At 38.7% G+C, this 377-nt stretch carries 1 rRNA gene; it reads right to left on the bottom strand.

The features are described from left to right. Positions 1–258 precede the first annotated feature (258 nt). Positions 259–377, bottom strand: a 16S ribosomal RNA gene (locus HA050_RS21775); the annotation flags it as partial.

The raw sequence follows: 377 nt of genomic DNA, 5'->3' as shown, positions 1-377 counted from the left end.
TATCTGATTTCGCTTTGTTTGCGACACTTAAACCTCAGTTCTGACTTCGAGATTTAAGTTTTGATACAATCTACCCTTATTTATTTCTAAATTTGAGTATTACTTCTTCTATTTTTTTAAAGATCAATTTACTGTCTTGCTGATTTTAGAAACCAGAATAAATGTGACTTTTTAATCACATCAATTCTGAATCCTAACCAACAATCCTTAAACCTACAGTCGATGAGTGTGAGTACTCAATCCAAAAGTCTTCTCTTGAAAGGAGGTGATCCAGCCGCAGGTTCCCCTACGGCTACCTTGTTACGACTTCACCCCAGTCATGAATCCCACCGTGGTAAGCGGCCTCCTTACGGTTAGCCTACCTACTTCTGGTGAAA

The sequence above is a fragment of the Iodobacter violaceini genome, from assembly GCF_011601265.1.
Taxonomy (GTDB): domain Bacteria; phylum Pseudomonadota; class Gammaproteobacteria; order Burkholderiales; family Chitinibacteraceae; genus Iodobacter; species Iodobacter violaceini.
The sequence above is the reverse complement of the archived record's forward strand: the minus strand, read 5'-3'. Positions and strand labels throughout refer to the sequence as shown.